Annotated in this window: 21 protein-coding genes; 16 read left to right on the top strand and 5 right to left on the bottom strand. The window is 74.4% G+C overall.

All coding sequences use genetic code 11. From position 1 onward, the window contains the following. From IR170_RS15610 to IR170_RS15600, 3 genes are read left to right on the top strand one after another with little or no spacing between them, the layout of a single operon-like run. Positions 1–426: an SRPBCC family protein gene (locus tag IR170_RS15610; protein ID WP_193665574.1), complete on the top strand. Its 426-nt coding sequence runs from the start codon at positions 1–3 to the stop codon at positions 424–426. Positions 427–473: 47 nt separating this feature from the next. Beyond that, complete coding sequence (locus tag IR170_RS15605; RefSeq protein ID WP_193665571.1) at positions 474–2030, top strand: long-chain-fatty-acid--CoA ligase; 1557 nt, start codon at positions 474–476, stop codon at positions 2028–2030. 38 nt (positions 2031–2068) lie between these two features. Then, the gene (locus IR170_RS15600; RefSeq protein WP_165699030.1) at positions 2069–2221 is read left to right on the top strand and encodes a hypothetical protein; all 153 of its coding nucleotides are present in this window, start codon (positions 2069–2071) and stop codon (positions 2219–2221) included. Positions 2222–2253: 32 nt separating this feature from the next. On the opposite strand, the gene IR170_RS15595 is transcribed toward IR170_RS15600, so the two are convergent. Then, a complete protein-coding gene (locus IR170_RS15595; protein WP_200918983.1) occupies positions 2254–2769 on the bottom strand; it encodes a general stress protein in 516 nt (171 codons plus the stop codon). Positions 2770–2903: 134 nt separating this feature from the next. Here IR170_RS15595 and IR170_RS15590 point away from each other — a divergent pair, with 134 nt between their 5' ends. From IR170_RS15590 to IR170_RS15575, 4 genes are read left to right on the top strand one after another with little or no spacing between them, the layout of a single operon-like run. After that, the gene (locus IR170_RS15590; protein WP_193665569.1) at positions 2904–3212 is read left to right on the top strand and encodes a hypothetical protein; all 309 of its coding nucleotides are present in this window, start codon (positions 2904–2906) and stop codon (positions 3210–3212) included. A 9-nt stretch (positions 3213–3221) separates the two neighbouring features. Beyond that, on the top strand, positions 3222–3476 hold the full coding sequence (purS, locus tag IR170_RS15585) for a phosphoribosylformylglycinamidine synthase subunit PurS (protein WP_056863336.1): 255 nt from the start codon (positions 3222–3224) through the stop codon (positions 3474–3476). After that, a complete protein-coding gene (gene purQ, locus IR170_RS15580; protein WP_056903333.1) occupies positions 3473–4150 on the top strand; it encodes a phosphoribosylformylglycinamidine synthase subunit PurQ in 678 nt (225 codons plus the stop codon). The genes purS and purQ overlap by 4 nt, the downstream gene beginning before the upstream one ends. Beyond that, complete coding sequence (locus tag IR170_RS15575) at positions 4147–4590, top strand: DUF3817 domain-containing protein (RefSeq protein WP_193665567.1); 444 nt, start codon at positions 4147–4149, stop codon at positions 4588–4590. The genes purQ and IR170_RS15575 overlap by 4 nt, the downstream gene beginning before the upstream one ends. 181 nt (positions 4591–4771) lie before the next feature. On the opposite strand, the gene IR170_RS15570 is transcribed toward IR170_RS15575, so the two are convergent. Next, on the bottom strand, positions 4772–6325 hold the full coding sequence (locus IR170_RS15570; protein ID WP_193665565.1) for a glycoside hydrolase domain-containing protein: 1554 nt from the start codon (positions 6323–6325) through the stop codon (positions 4772–4774). A gap of 228 nt (positions 6326–6553) precedes the next feature. Between IR170_RS15570 and purL the strand changes: the two genes are divergently transcribed. The 4 genes from purL to IR170_RS15550 all read left to right on the top strand — a co-directional run bounded on the left by purL (position 6554) and on the right by IR170_RS15550 (position 10967). After that, on the top strand, positions 6554–8863 hold the full coding sequence (gene purL / locus IR170_RS15565; RefSeq protein ID WP_193665563.1) for a phosphoribosylformylglycinamidine synthase subunit PurL: 2310 nt from the start codon (positions 6554–6556) through the stop codon (positions 8861–8863). A 131-nt stretch (positions 8864–8994) separates the two neighbouring features. Beyond that, positions 8995–9555 carry a dihydrofolate reductase family protein gene (locus IR170_RS15560; RefSeq protein ID WP_193665561.1) on the top strand — a complete coding sequence of 187 codons (561 nt, stop codon included), beginning with the start codon at positions 8995–8997 and terminating at the stop codon, positions 9553–9555. Positions 9556–9585: 30 nt separating this feature from the next. After that, positions 9586–10008 carry an alternative ribosome rescue aminoacyl-tRNA hydrolase ArfB gene (arfB, locus tag IR170_RS15555; RefSeq protein WP_193665558.1) on the top strand — a complete coding sequence of 141 codons (423 nt, stop codon included), beginning with the start codon at positions 9586–9588 and terminating at the stop codon, positions 10006–10008. 47 nt (positions 10009–10055) lie between these two features. After that, positions 10056–10967: an alpha/beta hydrolase family protein gene (locus tag IR170_RS15550; RefSeq protein ID WP_319805115.1), complete on the top strand. Its 912-nt coding sequence runs from the start codon at positions 10056–10058 to the stop codon at positions 10965–10967. A gap of 96 nt (positions 10968–11063) precedes the next feature. Here the strand turns inward: IR170_RS15550 and IR170_RS15545 are convergent, their stop codons facing one another. Continuing rightward, a complete protein-coding gene (locus IR170_RS15545) occupies positions 11064–11660 on the bottom strand; it encodes a TetR/AcrR family transcriptional regulator (protein ID WP_056863343.1) in 597 nt (198 codons plus the stop codon). Positions 11661–11713: 53 nt separating this feature from the next. On the opposite strand from IR170_RS15545, the gene IR170_RS15540 reads away from it, so the two are divergent. After that, positions 11714–13237 (top strand): MFS transporter, encoded by a 1524-nt coding sequence (locus IR170_RS15540; RefSeq protein ID WP_193665556.1) that lies wholly within the window; start codon positions 11714–11716, stop codon positions 13235–13237. Positions 13238–13266: 29 nt separating this feature from the next. Here IR170_RS15540 and IR170_RS20430 read toward each other — a convergent pair whose 3' ends face one another. Then, a complete protein-coding gene (locus tag IR170_RS20430) occupies positions 13267–14145 on the bottom strand; it encodes a DNA-formamidopyrimidine glycosylase family protein (protein WP_193665554.1) in 879 nt (292 codons plus the stop codon). A gap of 80 nt (positions 14146–14225) precedes the next feature. After that, positions 14226–15074: an SCO6745 family protein gene (locus tag IR170_RS15530; RefSeq protein WP_193665552.1), complete on the bottom strand. Its 849-nt coding sequence runs from the start codon at positions 15072–15074 to the stop codon at positions 14226–14228. A gap of 203 nt (positions 15075–15277) precedes the next feature. Here IR170_RS15530 and IR170_RS15525 point away from each other — a divergent pair, with 203 nt between their 5' ends. From IR170_RS15525 to IR170_RS15510, 4 genes are all read left to right on the top strand, one after another. Next, entirely contained in the window at positions 15278–15652 is a 375-nt protein-coding gene (locus tag IR170_RS15525; protein ID WP_193665550.1) for a sterol carrier family protein, read from the top strand. A 76-nt stretch (positions 15653–15728) separates the two neighbouring features. After that, entirely contained in the window at positions 15729–17093 is a 1365-nt protein-coding gene (locus tag IR170_RS15520) for a dipeptidase (RefSeq protein WP_193665548.1), read from the top strand. A 147-nt stretch (positions 17094–17240) separates the two neighbouring features. After that, complete coding sequence (locus IR170_RS15515; RefSeq protein ID WP_193665536.1) at positions 17241–18407, top strand: PucR family transcriptional regulator; 1167 nt, start codon at positions 17241–17243, stop codon at positions 18405–18407. A 161-nt stretch (positions 18408–18568) separates the two neighbouring features. Continuing rightward, positions 18569–20935 (top strand): molybdopterin cofactor-binding domain-containing protein, encoded by a 2367-nt coding sequence (locus IR170_RS15510; RefSeq protein ID WP_193665534.1) that lies wholly within the window; start codon positions 18569–18571, stop codon positions 20933–20935. The last annotated feature ends 12 nt before the right edge of the window (positions 20936–20947 follow it).

Below are 20947 nucleotides of genomic sequence, written 5' to 3'. Positions count from 1 at the left end.
ATGACCGCGAGGACCTTCGGCGGCACCGTCGACGTCGCCGCCCCCCGCGAGGTCGTCTTCGACTACCTCGTCGACCCCCACCACCGCGCGGAGTGGCAGTCGAGCCTGCGCCGCGTGGACGACGTCGACGGCGAGCCCCGCGTGGGCCAGACCTGGACCGACGTCACGGTGCCGGGCCTGCGGCCCGCGATGCGCACCACCGAGCTGGTGCGCCCCGAGCGGTGGAGCGAGTCGGGCACGTGGCGCTTCGTGCGCGCCGACCTCACCCTCGAGCTCACCGCCCCCACGCCGCAGACCTGCGTGGTGGCGTACCGCTTCCGCATCCACGCCCTCGGCCCCCTCGGGCTGGCCGCCACGCTGGCCTCCGTGCCCGCCGTCGGGGCCGACCTGCGCCGAGCCGCGGACATCCTGTCGCGGCGTTCGTGACCCACCAGTAGGTTGGCCCCCACCACACGACGTGACGGAGGCCATACGTGTTCAACCTGTCCAGCCTGCTCGAGACCAGCGCCGAGAAGTACGGCGATCGCGACGCGATCATCTTCGGCGACACCCGGCTCACCTACGCCCAGGTCGACGGCGCGGCCAACCAGGTCGCGAACCTGCTGGTCTCCCGCGGCATCCAGCCCGGCGACAAGGTCGCCCTGAGCTGCCCGAACCTGCCCTACTTCACGATCGTCTACTACGGCATCCTCAAGGCCGGCGGCACCGTCGTGCCGCTCAACGTGCTGCTCAAGGCGCGCGAGGTGGCCTACCACCTCGGCGACTCCGAGGCCAAGGCCTACTTCTGCTTCCAGGGCACCCCCGAGCTGGCCATCGGCCAGGAGGGCCACGCGGGCTTCGAGCAGGCCGAGGGCTGTGAGCAGTTCTTCATGATCACCGCCGACCCGGCGGCGGAGTCGCCGATCGAGGGCACCGAGACCATGGGCCGCGCGATGTCGCAGCAGCCGCCGACCTTCGAGTCGGTGGCCACCGACGAGGACGACACCGCTGTCATCCTCTACACCTCGGGCACCACCGGTCAGCCCAAGGGCGCGGAGCTGCGTCACCGCAACATGCGCGACAACGCCCTCGCCGGCGTCGACCTCTTCGGCGCCGACGCCGAGAAGCCCGACACCTACCTGTGCGTGCTGCCGCTCTTCCACTCCTTCGGCCAGACCGTGATCCAGAACGGCGCCTTCGCCTTCGGCGGCACGGTCGTGATGCTCCCGCGCTTCGAGGCCAAGGCCGCGCTCGACCTGATGCTCAAGGAGGAGGTCACCTTCTTCGCCGGCGTGCCGACGATGTACTGGGGCCTGCTCGGGGCCGTCGAGGAGGGCGTCGACATCTCCTCGATCGCCCGGAACCTCCGCGTCGCCGCGGCCGGCGGCTCCGCGCTGCCGGTGGAGGTGCACAAGAAGTTCGAGAAGAAGTTCGGCGTCACGATCCTCGAGGGCTACGGCCTCTCCGAGACCTCGCCGGTCGCGTCCTTCAGCAAGTACGGCGAGCCGGTGCGCGTCGGCTCCATCGGACTGCCCATCCCCGGTGTGGAGATGAAGCTGCTCAAGCCCGAGAGCTGGGAGGAGATCGACGACGACCCCGAGGCCGTCGGCGAGATCGCCATCAAGGGCCACAACATCATGAAGGGCTACTACAACCGCCCCGACGCCACCGACGAGGTGCTCCAGGACGACTGGTTCCGCTCCGGCGACCTGGGCCGACGCGACGAGGACGGCTGGTACTACATCGTCGACCGCTCCAAGGACATGATCATCCGCGGTGGCTTCAACGTGTACCCCCGCGAGATCGAGGAGGTGCTGATGACCCACGAGGACGTCTCGCTGGCCGCGGTCATCGGCGTGCCCCACGAGAGCCACGGCGAGGAGATCAAGGCCTACGTCATCCTCAACGACGGCGCCACCACCACCTCCGAGGAGCTGGTGGCCTGGGGCAAGGAGCAGATGGCGGGCTACAAGTACCCCCGCCAGGTCGAGATCGTCGGCGACCTGCCGATGACCGCGACCGGCAAGATCCTCAAGCGGGAGCTGTCCTGACCGCTCGCAAGGCCCTCGGGCTCGCGCTCGCGGTGCTCATGGTCGCCGCCGGGGCGGTCTGGACCCTCCAGGGTCTGGGCCACCTCGGCGGCAGCGCCATGTCGGGGGAGGACACGTGGGCGATCGTGGGCCCGATCCTCGCCGGCTTCGGGGTCGCCCTGGCCATCGTGGTGCTCCAGAAGCGCCACTGACCCCGGGCGAGCGACCCCGGGAGGGTCGGGCCTCAGGCGAACGGGTCGGGCAGGCTCCCGGGCAGCCCGGCCAGCAGCTCGCGGGCCTGGGCGGCCACCCGGTGCTCCACCAGCACCTCGTAGCGGGTGGCGACCACCTGGGTGACCGAGGAGAAGTCGCGGCGACCCCGGGTGGCGGCGTAGCCGACCAGGGCCCAGATCACGCCGAAGAGCGCCCCCACCAGCGCGGTGGAGAGCAGGGTGGTCAGCAGCGGCTCCTCGGAGAAGATGCTGAAGAGCAGCCCGACGAAGACGCCGAGCCACAGCCCCGACAGCACGCCGCCCGCCGCGACCCGGCCGGTGGTGAGACGCCCGGTGACCCGCTCGATGCGCTTGAGGTCGGTGCCGACGATGAGCACCTGCTCGACCGGGAACTTCTGGTCCGACAGGTAGTCGACGGTGCGCTGCGCGGCGGCGTAGTCGTCGTAGACGGCCAGCGACTGCGGGAACTCCAGGCGGAGCGGGGACGTGGGGTCGACGCGGCGGCCGGCGGGGGAGTTCATGCTCATGGGTCGATCATGTGCCCCCGGGGCCGCCGAGCACAGGGCCGGAGGGGTGAGAGTCGCCTCCTGGGGCCAGTTCTCAGCCGATCCACAGCCCGGTGTCAGGCCCCGGCCGGGACCGGCCGGGATCCTCGGAGGACATGGAGCCACCTCACCCCGCCGACGACCCGCCCGACGACCGGCCCCACGACCGGCCCCACGACCGGCCCCGGCGCCCAGCCCACGACCCCGGGGCCGTCGAGCCGCGGCCCCCGGTGCGGCCGCGGCGGCGTCGTACGGTGCTCGCGACGGCGTCGCTGACCGCCTCGGCCACCGTCATCGCGGTCAACCTGGCGCTCTCCGCCCCCGCCTCCGCCGACGGGACGCAGGTGGTCGGCAGCCCCTGGGGCGATGCCCGGGTCGTGGACGTCACGCCCACCGACGAGCCGGACGCCGACCCGCGCCCGTAGGATCGACCCATGCCTCGAGTCGTCGTCGACGTCATGCCCAAGCCCGAGATCCTCGACCCGCAGGGCAAGGCCGTCCAGGGCGCGCTGCCCCGGCTCGGCTTCAGCGGCGTCCTCGACGTCCGCCAGGGCAAGCGCTTCGAGCTGGAGGTGGCCGAGGTGAGCGACGCCGTGCTCGCCGACGTGCACCGCATGGCCGAGACGCTGCTGTCCAACCCGGTGATCGAGAGCTTCACCGTGCGCGTCGAGGACGGCCAGCCCGCATGAGGGTCGGCGTCGTCACCTTCCCGGGCTCCCTCGACGACGTCGACGCGCAGCGCGCGGTGCGCATCGGCGGCCACGAGGCCGTCGCGCTGTGGCACGGCGACCACGACCTGCGCGGCGTGGACGCCGTCGTGCTCCCCGGCGGCTTCTCCTACGGCGACTACCTGCGCTGCGGCGCGATCTCGCGCTTCTCGCCGGTGATGACCGAGGTGATCGCGGCCGCCGAGCGCGGCATGCCGGTGCTCGGCATCTGCAACGGCTTCCAGATCCTCTGCGAGTCGCACCTGCTGCCCGGCGCGCTCATCCGCAACGACCACCGCACGTTCGTGTGCCGCGACCAGCGGCTTCGCGTCGAGAACGCCTCCACCGCCTGGACGTCGGCCTACGACGAGGGCGCCGAGATCACCATCGCGCTGAAGAACGGCGAGGGCGGCTACGTCGCCGACGCCGCCACGCTCGACCGCCTCGAGGGCGAGGGCCTCGTGGTCGCGCGCTACCTCGAGCACAACCCCAACGGCTCGATGCGCGACATCGCCGGGGTCACCAACGAGCGCGGCAACGTCGTCGGCCTCATGCCCCACCCCGAGCACTCGGTGGAGGCCCTCACCGGCACCGGCACCGACGGCCTGGGCTTCTTCACCTCGCTGGCCGCGCTCGCGGGGGCGACCTTCGCGTGAGCCCGCTGCGCCTCTTCCGCACCGTCGCCGTCGCCGAGGCGATCACCTGGGCGCTGCTGCTCAGCGGCATGTTCCTCAAGTACGTCACCGAGACCACCGAGCTCGGCGTGCGCATCGGCGGCATGCTCCACGGCGTCGTGTTCATCGCCTACTGCCTGACCGCGGTGGTCGTCGGCGTCGACCAGCGCTGGACGACCAAGCGGCTGCTGCTGGGCCTGCTGGCCTCGATCCCGCCGTTCTTCACGGTGTGGTTCGACCGCTCCGCCGAGCGCCGCGGCGAGCTCGGCGCCTCCTGGCGCCTGGTCTCCGCGACCCCGGCCGGCCACGAGCGTCCCGTCGCGTGGCTGCTGCGCAACCCGCTGCGCGGGCTCGTCGCCGGTCTCGCGGCCGTCGTCGTGCTGACCGGCGTCGCCCTCGTCGCCGGCCCCCCGGTCGGCTGACCGCGCGGGTTTCGCCGGTCGGCTGGCGAAACCCGCCGTCGGCGTACCCCGCCCGGAGCCCGGGACCTGTGGGCCCCACCTGCCCCAGCCGTCACACCTGTCGGCCCGGACCCGCACCTGTCGGCCGACGCGTGGGCCGACAGGTGCGGGTTTCGCCAGCCGGCCGGTGAAACCCGCAGCCTCAGCCGCGCGCCCCCGCAGCCAGCTTGCGCCAGGTGGCGACGTTGACGACGCCGGAGGCCTGCTGGCCGGTGCGCTGCTGCCAGGCCTTGACGGCCCGCTCGGTGGGAGCGGCGAAGACGCCGGTGACGACGACGCGGGTGTCGGGGCTGGCGGCGTTGAGGGCGCGCTGCACCCGGCGTACGGCGGGGCCGGCGGAGCCGGTCTTGAGCACCGGGCGCGAGCCGGCGGCGTGGAGCGTCATCCAGCTGTCGCGGTACCAGCTGCCGGTGACCTTGGCGCCGGTGCGGCCCTGCCAGGTGCGCACCGCGGCGGTGAGCTTGTCGTTGTAGACGCCGTTGAGCCTGCCGGAGTAGACGCCGGCCTCCTTGAGCAGGCACTGCAGGGCGGTGACCTGGGTGGCGGGGGAGGTGGTGGTCCTGCCGTTCTTGGTGACCGGGGCCTGGAGCGGCACGTAGTCGGGCCAGTTCACCCGCACGCCGCCGCAGTGCTCCTCGGGCGCGGCGGTCGAGCCCTTGCCGAGGTCGAGCCAGTTGCTGTCGATGTTGATGCGGGCGCCGCCCCAGACCTCGTCGTGACCGCCGCGGTACTGCTTGACCCGCCCGCCGGGGCGCCAGCCGTCCTCGCGGATGTAGCTGGTGGAGGTGTCGGCCACCCCGTCCCAGCGGGCGATCCAGATCCGGTCGGGCAGCGTGAAGCGGTCGGGGCGGTTGATCCGGGCCTTGTCGAGGTCGGCGATGCCGGAGCCGGCCGAGGAGTAGACGCCCGAGACGTAGCCTAGGGCGTGCAGGCGCTGGGTCCACCCCGAGAGGAAGGACAGCGCCGACTCGCGGCAGTGGGTGTCGGCGGAGTTGTAGCCCTCGAGGTCGTACCAGAGCGTGGAGCCGGCGCCGATGCCGAGCGCGGCGGCGTCGGCGACGCTGGAGGTGGCCTCCTGCCGGCCCATCTTCAGCGCGGGCACGTAGGTGCCCTGGGTGCCGGGGGAGGGGTTGATCGTCCGGTCGTCGGAGTAGCGAGGGAAGCGCGGCTGGCACGAGGCCTGCGGCCCGAGCGTGATCGGCAGCAGTCGCCAGCCCTTGCGCACCTGGGTGGAGATCCAGGCCGGGGTCAGGTTCGGCTGGCTGCGGCAGGCGCGGGAGTCGCCGGAGATGTAGATGCCGACCGCCGAGAACGGCGAGGTGCGCCACCAGGTGTTCATGGTCTCCTGCGTCGGCGCCAGGCACTGGTCGAAGCCGTAGCCGGTGAAGTCGCCGGGCACGACGACCTCGCCCTCGCGACGGGCCGCGGCGGCCGTCGTCGAGGAGGCGAGGCTGGCGGCGTCGGCGCGCTCGGCGCCCTGGCCGGGGCCGCCGGCGACCCCCGTGACGGCGGCCAGGGCACCCAGGGCGAGCACGCCGGTGAGGGCGCTCGAGACCAGGGTGCGGCGGCGTCGCGAGGGTCGACCGTGGGGGGTGGTCGAGGCGGGTGACAGCGGGGCGGGGCGGGTCATGGCGGTGCTCCAGGGCTGGGGGAAGGACAGCTCGTCGGACGACCCAGCGGGCTGGATCCGGGTCACCTTAACCACACGAGTCACACCCGTAACAGCGGTTCCCGTGAACTACAGCGCTGTAGTTCAGATCGGCGTTTCCGCAGGTCACAGCCCTGTACGCCGCCCCGCGCGCACCACCCGCGGGGTGCGACCCGGCCCCCGGTCCCGGCCCCGCCGCGGCCCCGCGCGGGACTCCGGGTCTCGGCCCCGCCCTCGGCGACCCGGGCCCGTCCGGGCGCCGGTAGATTGACGCCCGTGCCAGAGACCCACAGCAGCCTCGACACCGTCGCCGTCGCCAGCGGGGACCCCTCCCGCGAGCAACCGTGGTCCGACCTCGGCCTCAAGGCCGACGAGTACGCCCGGATCCGCGAGATCCTCGGGCGCCGGCCCACCTCCAGCGAGCTGGCGATGTACAGCGTGATGTGGAGTGAGCACTGCTCCTACAAGTCCTCCAAGGTGCACCTCAAGCAGTTCTCCGAGATCCCGCAGGAGACCCCGGTCGGCGCGATGCTCGCCGGGATCGGCGAGAACGCCGGCGTCATCGACATCGGCCAGGGCTACGCCGTGACCTTCAAGGTCGAGTCGCACAACCACCCGTCCTACGTCGAGCCCTACCAGGGCGCGGCCACCGGCGTCGGCGGCATCGTGCGCGACATCCTCGCCATGGGCGCCCGCCCGGTCGCGGTGATGGACCCGCTGCGCTTCGGCCCCCTCGACGCCCCTGACACCCAGCGCGTGCTGCCCGGGATCGTGGCCGGCGTCGGCGGCTACGGCAACTGCCTGGGCCTGCCCAACATCGGCGGCGAGGTGGTCTTCGACGAGAGCTACCTCGGCAACCCGCTCGTCAACGCCCTCTCCGTCGGCGTGCTGCGCCACGAGGACCTCCACCTGGCCAAGGCCAGCGGCGTGGGCAACCAGGTGATCCTCTACGGCGCGCGCACCGGCGGCGACGGGATCGGCGGCGTCTCGGTGCTCGCCAGCGAGACCTTCGACGCCGACGGGCCCGCCAAGCGGCCCAGCGTGCAGGTCGGCGACCCCTTCATGGAGAAGCTGCTCATCGAGTGCACCCTGGAGATCTTCGCCGCCGGCCTGGTCGCCGGCATCCAGGACCTCGGCGGCGCCGGGCTCTCCTGCGCGACCTCCGAGCTGGCCTCGGCCGGCGACGGCGGCATGCACGTCGAGCTCGACCGGGTGCCGCTGCGCGACTCGACGCTGGCTCCCGAGGAGATCCTCATGAGCGAGAGCCAGGAGCGGATGATGGCCGTCGTCGAGCCCGACGACGTCGCCGCCTTCCTGGCCGTGTGCGCCAAGTGGGACGTCGAGGCCGTCGTGGTCGGCGAGGTCACCGACACCGGCCGGCTCCAGATCGACTGGCACGGCCAGCGCGTGGTCGACGTGCCGCCGCGCTCGGTGGCCCACGACGGTCCGACCTACCAGCGCCCCTACGCCCGCCCGGCGTGGCAGGACGCCCTCCAGGCCGACGGCGCCGAGTCCCTCCCGCGCCCCTCGGGCGGTGCGGAGCTGCACGACACGCTGCTGCGGCTCGTGGCCAGCCCCAACCTCTGCGACAAGTCCTGGGTCACCGACCAGTACGACCGCTACGTCCGCGGCAACACCGTGCTCGCCCAGCCGTCGGACTCCGGGATGATCCGCGTCGACGAGTCGACCAACCTCGGTGTCGCGGTCTCCACCGACTGCAACGGCCGCTTCGCCAAGCTCGACCCCTACACCGGCGCCCGCCTCGCGCTGGCGGAGTCCTACCGCAACGTCGCCACGGGTGGCGCCGTGCCGCTGGCCATCTCCGACTGCCTCAACTTCGGCTCGCCCGAGGACCCCGACGTGATGTGGCAGTTCGCGGAGGCCTGTCGCGGGCTCAAGGACGGCTGCCTCGAGCTGGGCATCCCCGTCACCGGCGGCAACGTCAGCCTCTACAACCAGACCGGCGAGACCGCGATCCTCCCCACGCCCGTCGTCGCCGTGCTCGGCGTGGTCGAGGACGTCACCGCCCGCACCCCCAGCGGCTTCGCCGGCGCGGGTGAGCGGATCGTGCTCCTCGGCGAGACCCGCGAGGAGCTCTCGGGCTCGGAGTGGGCCCACGTCGTGCACGGACACCTCGGCGGGCTGCCGCCGCGGGTCGACCTCGCCGCCGAGAAGGCGCTGGCCGAGCTGCTCCACGAGGCCTCCGGCCAGCGCGCCGGGCTGCTCACCTCCGCCCACGACCTCTCCGACGGCGGTCTCGCCCAGGCCCTCGTCGAGGCCGGGCTGCGCCACATGGTCGGCGCCCGCGTCGACCTCGCCGGCGTGGCGGGCGGCGACGCCTTCGTCGCCCTCTTCGCCGAGTCCGCCGGCCGCGCGCTGGTCACGGTCGCCGAGGGCGACCTGGAGCGGCTGGGCGCCCTGGCCGAGCGCCACGGCGTGACGCTGACCGACCTCGGCACGACCGGCGGCGACACCCTCGTCGTCGAGGGCCACCTCGAGGCGCCGCTGCTCGAGCTGCGCAGCGCCTGGATGGCCACCCTGCCCGCCGCCATGGCCGGCCCGGTCACCGAGGCCTCGCTCGCCTAGGCGCCAGCGACCCTGCACGTCAGCCCGTCCAGCACCGACGTCGAGCAGACCCGCCCGCGGCCGATGAGTCCGAGCCGCCGGGCGGGTCTGCCCGTCCGTCCGCACCCCCCAGCCAGACCCAGGAGGCCCCCGTGGCCCGCATCGTCTCCACCTTCTTCATCTCCCTCGACGGCGTCGTCGAGCGCCCCGACCAGTGGCACTTCCCGTACTTCACCGAGCAGATGGGCGCGGTGATCGGCGCCGGGATGCAGACGCGCGGGGCCTACCTCATGGGCCGGCGGCTCTACGACGAGTGGGCCGCGCACTGGACCGCCCACCCCGACGACGACGAGTTCGGGCCCTTCATCACCCCGCTCCGCAAGTACGTCCTGTCCTCCCACCCGCTCGACACCGACTGGGAGAACAGCCACCTCGTCACCGGCGACGACGCCGAGGTCGCGGCCCAGGTCGCCCGGATCAAGGAGGAGACCGAGGGCGACATCGGCATGTCGGGCTGCGCCACCACCGTGCGCTGGCTGCTGGCCCACGACCTGCTCGACGAGCTCGAGCTCCTCGTGCACCCCCTCGCCGTCGGCACCGGGCAGCGGCTCTTCGAGGACACCGGCCAGGTGCCGCTGGAGCTGCTCGGCTCCACCGTGCTCGACTCCGGCGTGCTGCACCTGCGCTACGCCCCCGCCCCTGCCGGGAGCTGAGCCCGCGCCCGGGTCGGCGATGATGGGGTCGTGCCCGACGACCTGCCGCTGACGAGGACCCTGGTGATCCCGGGCTCCGAGCTGGCCGAGCGGTTCTCGCGCTCCTCGGGGCCCGGCGGCCAGGGCGTCAACACCGCCGACAGCCGCGTCGAGCTCAGCTACGACGTCGCCGCCTCCTCGCTGCCCGCCGCCACCCGGGCCCGCGTGCTGGAGGCGCTGGCCGGCCGGCTGGTCGACGGCGTGCTCACCGTGGCCGCCAGCGAGCACCGCACCCAGCTGGCCAACCGGCGTGCGGCGCGCGAGCGGCTCGCCGACCTGGTGCGGCGGGCCGCCGCGCCACCCCCGCCGCCGCGCCGTGCCACCCGTCCCACCCGCGGGTCGAAGGAGCGCCGGCTCTCGGCCAAGAAGCGCCGCGGCGACGTCAAGCGGGGGCGCGGCGGCGGCTGGGACTGACCAGCCCTCCGCCCGAGCCGCCCGCGGCGCGGCTCCGAACACCCCCCGTGCCCTCCCGCTCCCCGCGCCACCCCTCCGCACCCACCCCGGCCGGCCGGGGCGCCCCGCTGCGGCGGCGTACGCTCCTGTCGCTGCCCGCGCTCGGCGCGCTCGGGCTGGCCGCGACCGCGTGCGCCGACCAGGAGGAGGGCTTGGACCCCGTGGACCCGCAGGCGAGCAGGCCGGCCCAGGGCCGGACGGCGTACGGCGAGGGGCCGAGCCAGTTCGGCGACCTCTACCTGCCCGAGGGCGAGCCCCGCGGGGTCGTCGTGGTGCTCCACGGCGGCTTCTGGCGCGCGGAGTACGGCCTCGACCTCGGCCAGCCGCTCGCGGAGAGCCTGGCCGAGCAGGGCTGGGCGGCCTGGAACCTGGAATACCGCCGGGTCGGCACCGGGGCGGCCGGGGGCGGGGGCGTGCCGGAGACCCTCGACGACGTCGCCGCCGGCATCGACGCGCTGCGCGACCTGGGCCTCGACCTCACCACGGTGGTCACGCTGGGCCACTCCGCCGGCGGCCACCTCGCGACCTGGGCGGCCTCCCGCGGCCGCTTCGAGCCGTGGGCCGGCGGCGTCGAGGTCACCCACGTCGTCTCGCAGGCCGGCGTCGTCGACCTCGGCGGCGCTGCACGGCAGGACCTCGGCGGGGGTGCGGTGCAGGCCTTCCTCGGTCACGACTACGGTCCCGACGACGCCCCCGTCGACCCGCTCGCGCAGGTGCCGCTCGACGTGCCGGTGTGGTGCGTGCACGGCTCCGAGGACACCATCGTGCCGGTCAGCCAGTCCGAGACCTACGTCGACGCCGCCGTCGCGGCCGGGGCCCGCGCCGAGCTGGTGCGCGTCGAGGGCGACCACTTCGTCGTCATCGACCCCGACTCCGAGGCCTGGACCGCCACCCTCGCCGTGCTCGACTCGATCGCCTGACCCGCCCGGCCGCCTGACCCGCCCGGCCGCCGCCCGGCCGCCGTCCGGCCGTGCCCCGGGAATGCCCCGGGAACGCCCCGGGAGGGTCGTCGCCCCTCAGTCGTCGATCATCCGCAGCAGCGCGCGGACGAGGTCCTCCTGCTCGGCGGGCGAGGGCAGGGCGGGGTGCGCCTCGGCCTCCCCGGGCTCCCCGGTCTCGTCGGGGTCGACCGTGGCGGGCTCGGTGACGGCGAGGGCGGCGTTGTAGTAGATGCCGTCGCCCACGAGCTGGGCCATGCGGGCCACGACCCGGTCGCCGGTGGCGCGCAGGAGCACGTCGTACCACTCCTGCTCGAGGGCGTGCATCGTGCGCACGGCGCCGACGTGGCCGCTGCGGGCCAGCGTCTGCACGGCCTGGGCGGTCAGGCCGAAGGGCGACTGGGCGTGGGCGGCGCTGCGGATGAAGTGGCCCACGGCGCTCTCGGCGGTGGAGCCCATGGCCTCGACGTCGTCGCGGCCCAGCCGCTCGAGGCGCTCGACCAGCCCGGCGGCCAGGGCCTCCTTGGAGGCGAAGTGGTAGATCAGCCCGCCCTTGGAGACCCCGGCGGCGGCGGCGACGGCGTCGAGGGTGGCCGCGCGCTCGCCCAGGTCGTTGAGGCAGGCCTGGTAGGCGTCGAGGATCCGCTCGCGGGCGGAGGACCGGGGAGAGGTCATGGGGAGGAGCCTACGACTGGCCACTGTACCGACCAGTCGGTACAGTAGGCGTTATGACGACCCTCCACCCCGTGACCGCGGCGCCCCGGCGGGCCGGGCGCCGGGAGTGGGCCGGCCTGGCCGTGCTGATGCTCCCCGTGCTGCTGGTCTCCATCGACAACACCGTGCTGAGCTTCGCCCTGCCCGCGATCGCGCTCGACCTGCGCCCCAGCGCCGCCGTGCAGCTGTGGATCGTCGACGTCTACCCCCTCGTCCTGGCCGGGCTGCTGGTCACCATGGGCAGCCTCGGCGACCGGGTGGGCCGCCGGCGGCTGCTGCTCGTCGGTGCCACCGGCTTCGCGGCCACCTCGGTGCTCGCGGCCTTCGCGACCTCGGCCGAGGCCCTCTTGCTGGCCCGGCTCCTGCTCGGCGTCTTCGGCGCGGCGCTCATGCCGTGCACGCTCTCGCTGCTGCGCGGCATGTTCGAGGACCGCGCCCAGCGCCGCCTGGCCATCGCGGTCTGGGCCACCGGCTTCGCGGCCGGGGCGGCGATCGGGCCGATCGTCGGCGGCGTCCTGCTCGAGGTGGCCGACTGGGGTGCGGTGTTCCTGATCGCGGTGCCGATGCTGCTGCCGCTGCTCGTGCTGGCGCCCGTGCTGGTCACCGAGTCGCGCGACCCCGCGCCCGGGCCGCTCGACCCCGTCGGCATGGTGCTCTCGATGGCCACGCTCGCGCCCGTCGTCTTCGCGATCAAGCACGTCGCCGTCGCCGGGCCCGACCTGCTCGCCCTGGGCTGCGTGGCGCTCGGCGTCGCCGCCGGGGTCGCCCTGGTGCGACGGATGCTGGCGCGGCCCCGGCCGATGCTCGACGTGCGGCTCTTCACCGTGCCGGCCTTCGCCGGGTCGGTGCTGGTCAACCTGCTCAGCGTGATGGCGCTGGTCGGGCTGCTCTACTTCCTCTCCCAGCACCTCCAGCTCGTCGTGGGTCTCAGCCCGCTCGACGCCGCCCTCGTGCTCGTGCCCGGCACGGTGGCGATGGTGCTGGCCAGCCTCCTCGTCGTGCGCCTCGTACGCCGCTGGCGCCCCGCCACCCTCATGACGGCGGGGCTGGGCCTGGCCGCCGCGGCCTACGCGGGCGTCGCGGTGGCCGGCGGCTCCGGCGGGGTCGCCCTGCTCGTCGTGGCCTTCGCCGCCCTGGCCGCCGGCGTGGGCATCGCGGAGACGCTGTCCAACGACCTGATCATCGCCGCGGTGCCGCCCGCCGAGGCCGGCGCGGCCTCGGCGGTCTCCGAGACCGCCTACGAGGTCGGTGCCGTGCTCGGCACGAGCGTGCTCGGCGGGCTGCTCGCCGCGACCTACCGCTCCCACCTCGAGGTGCCGGCCGGCCTCGACGGGGCCCAGGCCGACGCCGCCCGCGAGACCCTCGCCGGCGCGCTCGCCCTCGCCCCCACCCTGCCGGCCGACACCGGCGCCGCGCTGACGGCCTCGGCCCAGGCCGCCTTCGTCGACGGCAGCAGCCTCACCGCCGCCGGCGGCGTCGTGCTGATGGCGCTGGCCATCGTGGTGACCCGCCGCGCCCTGCGCGACGCCAGCGCCTGACGCCGGCGCGGTCGGGGTCCCGCGCCGCGTCAGGCGCTGGCGCCCCCGCCGTACCGGACCGAGCGCGGGGTCGGCACCCGCGCCTCGGGTCCGGGGCCGGGCTGGCAGTGGGGGCACCACCAGGTGCGGCGGTTGGCCGGGTCGTCGGGCAGGTCGGCGACCACGAGGACGGTCGTGCCGCAGCGCAGGCAGGGCTTGCGGGCGCGCCCCGAGACCCAGTGGTCCTCGCCGCGGCGGCTGCTGCCGGTGGTGACCTGGTAGGCCCCGGGCACGAGGGCGGAGTGGCGCAGCGCGCGGCGCGCGTTGGTGACCAGCCGGTCGACGTCGAGGTCGCCGACCGGTGTCCAGGGGCTGGTGCCGGTGATGAAGGCCAGCTCGTTGGCCCAGAGGTTGCCCAGGCCCGCGACCTTGGTCTGGTCGAGCAGTGCGCTCACCAGCGGCACCGCCGGCTCCGCGCGCAGCCGGCGCACGGCCTCGTCGTGGTCGAAGTCCGCGCGCAGCGGGTCGGGGCCGAGGTGGCCGATGAGGCGGTGCTCGTCGCGGGTGGCGACGAGGTCGAGCTGGTGCAGGCGCAGGCCCCAGGCCGTGGTGCCGCGGTCGGTCTCGAGCACCACCCTGACCTCGGGCATCATCCGCCGCGGCAGCTGCTTGCCGGGCCCGGTGGTGGCCCACTCGCCGTCCATCAGCAGGTGGGAGTGGAGCGTGACGCCGTCGTCGGAGCCGTCACGGCCGGGCCCCAGCCGGGTCAGCAGGTGCTTGCCGTGGGTGGCCAGCTCCCGCACCTCGCGCCCGGCGAGGTCACGGGTCGCCAGCCGTGGCACCCGCAGGTCGCTGCGCGCGATCGTGCGGCCCAGCAGCGTCGGCTCCAGCCGACGTGCGAGCTTGTGGACGCTGTCACCCTCCGGCACGGGTCAGAGTCAACGCGCTGCGCGCGCGTGCGACCACACCCGTCCGGCGGGGACCCGCGACGCCCCGGGCCCCGGGCCGCTCAGGCGAAGACCCCGTCGGGGAAGGCGCCGTGGTCGAGGGCGCGTTGCACCAGCGGCTGGCCCAGCTCGGCCAGGCGGAGGGCGCCGGTCTCGCCGAGGTGGTCCCAGGGCGCGGCGGCCATCTCGGCGGTGGCGGCCTCGACGCGCGAGCGCAGCGCCGCGCCCTCCTCGGTGAGACCGCCATCGGGGCCCGTCAGCCCGCGGGCCGCCAGCGCCTCGACGGTCTCCTGCCACTGCTCCGGGGTCCAGCCGCGGGTGGCCTGGGCGGCCGGCACGGTGAAGCCGCGGCCGGTCGCGGTATGGCTGACCAGCGCCTCGACGCCGGTCAGGCCCGCGGCGAGCAGGGCGGCCACGTGTCCGTCGCCGCGGTGCTCGCGCAGCAGCGTGAGGGCGTGGAAGAGCACGAGGTGGGGCTCGGAGGGCCAGGCCAGGTCGGCGTGGGCGGCGTGCAGGGGGCGCCCGGCCACCGAGCAGCCGGCGGCCGCGGTGCGGGCCAGCTCGGCGGCCTCGGCCACCTCGGCGGAGGCCAGGACCTCCTCGCCCAGCAGGCGGCGGTAGGCCGCATCGACACCGCGGTAGCGAGCGGCGGTGACGTCCTCGGGGGCGGCTGTCTCCCAGCAGGCCGGCACGAAGTGGGCCACGAGGTCGGGGTTGAAGACGTAGAACGTCGCCGCCACCGGCCCCGCTCCCACACGCCCCATCGGCGCCGAGCGCCCGGCGAAGTAGGCGGCGCGGCCCGGGCGCACGCCGAGCGCGGTGATCTCGTCGGACACCTCCGGGGCGAAGTAGCAGAGGGCGTGCAGGGTCTCGAGGGAGCGGGCGACGCGCCCGGAGGTCTTCGGGTCCATGGGGTCTGTCTACACGGCGGAGGGGCGAGCCGCTGGGCTCCCCCCGGGGGTCCCTGGTGCTCCCCGGGGCTCGCATGGGCTCCCTGGGACTCCCCGGTGGTGCTCGCCGGTGGTCAGCGCCCGGACCGCGCCGGTTCCGGGGCCGCCTAGGCTGACCCGGTGATCCACCGACCGTGCCCCGGCCGTCCCCGCGAGCGCCGCTGATGCCCGCCCGGCTCCGGGTCGCGCCCGCCGCCGACGTGGCCGCCGCCCTCGCCCGGGTCGAGGCCGCGGGGGCCGCCGGGTCGGCGCCCGACCGCGCCGACCTCCGGCTGCTGGTCAAGCACTTCCTCGCCGTGCTGGAGCAGCGCGCGCCGGGCCACTCGGTCGAGGTGCGGGTCCCGCCCTACGCCGCCGTGCAGGTCATCCCGGGGGTGCGCCACACCCGCGGCACCCCGCCCGCCGTCGTGGAGACCGACGCCCTGACGTGGATCGCCCTGGCCTCCGGCTCGCTCACCTGGGGCGAGGCCGACGCCGCGGGCCGGGTGAGCGCCAGCGGGCAGCGCGCCGACCTCGCGCCCCACCTGCCCCTGACCTGATCCTGACCTGCCTGCCGCGCGGCCGCAGCCACCCGCGCGCGACCCGGCGCCGGGCGACGGCGATAGGTTGGCCGGCATGAGCCAGCCCGACCTCCTGACCGACTCCGCCGCCATCCGTGCCCGCGTCGACGAGCTCCTGCCGGGCATCCGTCGCGACCTCGAGGACCTCGTGCGCATCGAGTCGGTCAGCGCCGACCCGGCGCGCGCCGGCGAGGTGCGCCGCAGCGCCGAGGCCGTCGCGGAGCTCTTCCGCGCCGAGCGCTTCGACTCCGTCGACGTGGTGAGCGCCGAGGGCGGGGCGCCCGCGGTGATCGCCCACAAGGCGGGCCCCGAGGGTGCGCCCACGGTGCTGCTCTACGCCCACCACGACGTCCAGCCGGAGAACGACCACGCCGACTGGGACTCCCCGCCCTTCGAGCCCACCGAGCGCGACGGCCGGCTCTACGCCCGCGGCGCGGCAGACGACAAGGCCGGCATCGCCGCCCACCTCGGCGCGCTGCGCGTCTTCGGCGACGACCTCCCGGTGAGCGTCACGATGTTCATCGAGGGCGAGGAGGAGGTCGGCTCCGACACCCTCCCCGCACTGCTGGCCGAGCACGCCGAGGCGCTGCGCGCCGACGTCATCGTCATCGCCGACTCCGGCAACTGGGACATCGGCGAGCCCGCGCTCACCACCAGCCTGCGCGGCCTCGTGCGCGCCGACGTGGAGGTGCGCACCCTGACCCACGCCGTGCACTCGGGCATGTGGGGCGGGCTCGTGCCCGACGCGCTCATCGCCCTGAGCCGCGTCATCGCCAGCCTCCACGACGACGCCGGCGACGTCGCGATCGCCGGGCTGGTGTCGTCGCCCGCCGCCGACGTCACCTACCCCGAGGAGCGCCTGCGCGCGGAGTCCGGCGCCGTGCCCGGCATCACCTGGATGGGCACCGGCTCCGCCGTCGAGCGGCTGTGGACCAAGCCGTCGCTGAGCATCACCGGCCTCGACGCGCCCAAGGTCGACGGCGCGAGCAACACCCTGGTGCCCGCGGCCCGCGCCAAGATCAGCCTGCGGGTGGCCCCCGGCGACACCGCCGACAACGCCCTGGCCTGCCTGCGCGCCCACCTCGAGGCCCACACCCCGTGGGGCGCCGAGCTGACCCTCACCGTCGTCGACACCGGCGAGCCCACCCGCATCGACGCGACGGGCCCGGCCTACGACGCCGCCCGCGCAGCCTTCGCCGAGGCCTGGGACGGCACCGAGCCGATCGACATGGGCGTGGGCGGGTCGATCCCCTTCATCGCCGAGTTCCTGGAGGCCTTCCCCGAGGCCAGCGTGCTGGTGACCGGCGTGGAGGACCCCGACACCCGCGCCCACGGCGCCAACGAGGGCCTCCACCTCGCGGAGTTCGAGCGCGTCGTGCTGGCCGAGGCGCTGCTGCTGGCGCGTCTCGCCCGGCGGTGACCCAGCGATGAGCCGGGCCTGACGCAGGGCCCGGCGCAGGGCCCGGCGCAGGGTCCGGCGCAGGGCCGGGACGGGGCCGCCCTGGCCTGACGCGGGGGCACGTGCCGACGGCCCGCCCCCTGGGGAGGGCCGGGCTACGGTGGGCGGATGGACGCGGAGACCCTCGCCTTCCTCGGCGACCACCGCGCGCAGCGACTGGCCCCCCTGACCGACCGGCTCGTCGCGACGATCGAGGCCAGCAACCCGGGCTACCAGCTGCGGCGGGTCGTGCCGAGCGAGGACCTGCGCCGCTCCTGCCACGACAACATCGACCGCGTGCTCGAGCTGCTCGGCCAGGAGCCGACCGGCAGCCCCGCCCACGACCCGGCGTACGACGCGGCGCGTGAGACCGGCCGCCGACGCGCCGAGCAGGGGCTGCCCCTCGACGACGTGCTGCGCTCCTTCCGCATGGGGGGTCGGCTGATCTGGGACGACCTGGTCGACCACGCCGAGTCGGCGCTCACCTCGGTGGAGCTGCGCGAGGTCGGCGGCCGGCTGTGGGAGGTCGTCGACGAGACCTCCGCCCAGGTCGCGGCGGCCTACCACGCCCACGAGCGCGCGGTCGTGCGCGCCGACGAGCAGCAGCGCGCGGAGCTGTGGGAGGGCCTGCTGAGCGGGCGGGCCCAGGAGGCGTCCTTCGCCTTCGAGGCGGCGCGCATCCTCGACCTGCCGGTCTCCGGCGACGTGCTGGTCGTGATCGGCGGCCGCGTCGACCCGCTCCAGGCCGGGTCGGTCGTGGCGCCCCACGCCTCGGCCTGGGTGCGCCGCACGGGCGGCGTCGTCGGGCTGGTCGCGCTGCGTGAGGACTCGCCGCGCGAGGCCCTGGAGCGCCTCGCCCGGGTCGCGGCCGCGGCCGGCGGGCTCGGCGTCTCCGCCGTGGTCCACGGCCTCGCCGGGGTCGACGCCGGCTTCCGGCAGGCCTCGCTGGCGCTGCGCACCCTGGGCCGCGACGGCGGGCTCGCCACCTTCGACAGCCGGCTGCCCGAGGCGCTGCTGATGAGCGCCCCCGACGTCGCGGCCCGTCTGGTGTCGGTGTGGCTGGGCCCGCTCCTCGCGCTGCCCCGGGCCGAGCTCGTGCCGCTGGTGGACACCCTCGAGGCCTGGGTGGCGACCGGCGGCTCGGCCACCTCCACCGCGGAGCGCGTGCACTGCCACCGCAACACCGTGCTCAACCGGCTGCGCCGCGTCGCCGAGCTCACCGGGCGCGACGTGCTCGCCGGCGCACCCCCGGTCGAGCTGGACCTCGCGCTGCGCGCGCTGCGCACGGGCGGCTGAGCCGGCGCGGTCCCCGACCGCCGCGCGATGTGCAGGGTGCACAGTGGCAGTGGTCACATCGTGGGCGCCGTGGGCATGGTGACTGACAGCACTCCCTGTCAGTCTTGTCATTCTCGGGACGCTTCATGGGGGAGCGCCCGGCACCCACCTGGAGGCCACGCATGACCGAGCTCCACGACCACCAGTCGGCCGCTCCGCCGGCTGCCCTGGGCCGCCGCAGCTTCATCGGCTACGTCCTCGCCGGCACGACCCTCGTCGTCGGCGCCGACCTCGCCACGGGCAGCAACCGCGCCTCGGCCGCGATCCCGTCGGGCCCGCAGCTGCCCGAGCTCTACGACCTCGAGGACCTGCAGACCGACTCGGCGCTGCCGACCTCGCAGCTGATCACCGTCACCATCAACGAGGACGGCACCGCGTCGTTCGAGCTGCCCCGCACCGAGGTCGGTCAGGGCATCCTCACCTCGACCACGATGATCCTCGCCGAGGAGCTCGACCTGCCGATGAGCAAGGTCAAGGTGACGCTGGCACCGGCGCGTCCGGAGCTGGTCTTCAACCAGCTCACCGGTGGCTCCAACACCACCTTCTCGACCTACACGCCCGTGCGCGTCGCCGGCGCGCTGGCCCGGCAGAAGCTGCTCGAGGCCGCGGCCATCCTGTTCGGCACCACCGCCGACCGTCTCACGACCACCGGCGGCGTGATCAGCGACCTGGCGGGCAACAACGTCACCTACGGCGACATCGCCGGCGACGCCGCGAGCCAGGTCGTGGAGGCCGTCGAGGTCGTGCTGCGGCCCCCGTCCGACTTCCGGGTCATCGGCACCCCGAAGAACCGCCTGGACGCCCGCGCCGCGGTGACCGGCAAGAAGGACTTCACCACCGACCTCGACGTGCCCGGTGCGCTGCCGACCATGGTGTGCCGCGCCCCCGAGCACCAGGGCACCCCGAAGGAGAACGGCCTCAAGAACCTCGCCGCCATCAAGAAGATGCCCGGGGTGACCCACGTCGCGCAGATCAGCAGCGGCATCGCCGTGCGGGCCAAGACCTTCGGCCACTGCATCGACGCCATCCGCGAGATGCAGGTCGACTGGAACCCCGGCACCGCGAGCGGCGAGTCCGACGAGACCGTCCTGGCCGGCATCAAGCGCGCCGAGCTGCCCCTCGTCGTGCCCGACGTGCCGGTGCTGGCGGAGTCGGTGGAGACCGAGTTCGAGTTCATGTTCCGCAGCAGCGCGGCCCTCGAGCCCTACGCCGCCATCGCCGACGTGCGCGAGGACGGCGCCGAGATCTGGGCCGGTCTCAAGGTCCCGATCCTGGCCCAGGAGAACATCGCGATCATGCTCGGCCTGCCCGTCAACGCGGTCAAGGTCAACGTGATCACCGGCGGCGGCTCCTTCGGCCACAAGCTCTTCGGCGACCACGCCCTGGAGGCGGCCGAGATCAGCAAGGCGATGGGCGTGCCCGTCAAGCTGATGTGGCACCGCGCCGACGAGCCGCGCCAGGGTCGCCTGCACCCGATGGCCACCTCGCGGGTGCGCGCCACGGTGCTCAAGGGTGGCCTGACCGGTGAGGACCAGGTGCTGAGCTTCGAGCAGCGCCACACCAGCGTCGTGACCGACTTCAGCCACGGTCTCGGCGAGATCCTGACCGCCACCGCCGACGAGCTGCCCACCGAGGTCGGGCGCTACCTCGGCGGCCTGACCTTCTCGCAGTCGATCTTCACCCTGACCCAGGAGCTGCCCTACGACTTCGGTGTCGTGACGCAGCTGCTCAACGAGACCGACCAGCGCTTCCGCACCGGCTCCATGCGCAACATCTACTCTCCCGACGTCGCCGTGGCCGCCGAGCTGACCATCGACCAGCTGGCGAAGAAGGTGGGGACGGACCCGCTGGAGTTCCGCCTGAAGTTCCTCAAGAACGACCGGGTCAAGGCCGTGCTCGAGAAGGTGAGGAAGGAGGGCAACTGGGGTCGCTCGCTGCCCGCCGGCGTGGCCCAGGGCGTGGCCATCCACAAGGAGTACAAGGGCGCCACGGCCATCCTGGTCGAGATCGACACCCGCCCCTCCACGGTCAACCGCGACCTCGGCCCCGAGACCGTGACCGGCCCGCGCGTGACCAAGGTCGTCGTGGCCGTCGACTGCGGTCTGGTGATCAACCCCCGCGGCGTCGAGGCCCAGATGCAGGGCGGGGTGATGGACGGCATCGCGCTGACCCTCACCAGCTCCTGCCACCTCAAGAACGGGCGCTTCCTGGAGGCCAGCTGGGACAACTACTTCTACACGCGCCAGTGGAACGTGCCGCCCGAGGTCGAGGTGCACATCGTCGAGACCGACTCCGACACCCCGGGAGGGGTCGGCGAGGCCGCGGTGGGCTCGACGGCGGCCGCGGTGGCCTGCGCCTACGCGCGCGCCACCGGCACGCTGCCCAAGCGGTTCCCGATCAACCACGACGACCCGATCGCCTTCAAGCCGAAGTCGTTCGTGCCGCCCGTGCCCCCCTCGCCCACCAACGGGCTCAAGCTCACCTACTGACCAGGAGCCCGA

The sequence above is a fragment of the Nocardioides kribbensis genome, from assembly GCF_015070375.1.
Lineage (GTDB): Bacteria > Actinomycetota > Actinomycetes > Propionibacteriales > Nocardioidaceae > Nocardioides > Nocardioides kribbensis.
The sequence above is the reverse complement of the archived record's forward strand: the minus strand, read 5'-3'. Positions and strand labels throughout refer to the sequence as shown.